Origin of the sequence: Insulibacter thermoxylanivorax, from assembly GCF_015472005.1 — a bacterium.
Lineage (GTDB): Bacteria > Bacillota > Bacilli > Paenibacillales > DA-C8 > Insulibacter > Insulibacter thermoxylanivorax.
This window is the reverse complement of sequence record NZ_BMAQ01000067.1, coordinates 1-539: the sequence shown is the minus strand read 5'-3', so window position 1 is coordinate 539 and position 539 is coordinate 1. Positions and strand designations below refer to the sequence as shown.

The window sequence follows — 539 nt, the reverse complement described above, 5'->3', positions numbered from 1 at the left end:
TTTTTGTTAGTACGTATTGTAGATATTCTCGCATTCTTCCCCTGTCGGCTCATAGAAACAATGCTGCTTATAACGGCCTGCTAAGGGCTGATCATACCAAGTCGGCGGACAATCCCCCGGCGGACGGAAATACCAGAGACTGAACTTTGAGGGCCATAGCCGCTCGCCATTGACAGCACGCCTTGCCAGCCGTTTCTCCCTTTCTCGCGCCTTTTGGTAGAAGTATCCATGGATCGTCGCTTCGAAGGCATGCGGCTGGTACACCATCTGCGGAATCGTGCGCAAGCCGACAAAATCGGAGCAGTTCGCGCGAATCCGGTTGATGCCGACATTGCCGACCATCAGCATCCCCTGTTCGCCCTCCCCTTCTGCTTCTGCGCGAAGCAGCCTTGCCAATAGATCGATATCTTGTTCTCTTGCTTTCACAACGGCCATATGTTCACCCCATGTTAACAGATCTCACTTACTACTATATGTGGGCATCGCACATGGGTGAGTGCCGGGAGCGATTAGATTATCCTAGATTTCGAAAGTCCATC

Annotated in this window: 1 protein-coding gene; it reads right to left on the bottom strand. The window is 51.9% G+C overall.

Annotated elements, in window-relative coordinates; genetic code table 11:
• Window positions 1-6: 6 nt before the first annotated feature.
• Window positions 7-435, bottom strand: coding sequence for a cell wall hydrolase (locus PRECH8_RS14345; protein ID WP_200967770.1), 429 nt, complete (start codon window positions 433-435; stop codon window positions 7-9).
• Window positions 436-539 lie beyond the last annotated feature (104 nt).

Coding starts and splice junctions, on each gene's coding strand:
- PRECH8_RS14345 (WP_200967770.1), bottom strand. CDS start 435: ATGGCCGTTGTGAAAGCAAGAGAACAAGATATCGATCTATTGGCAAGG.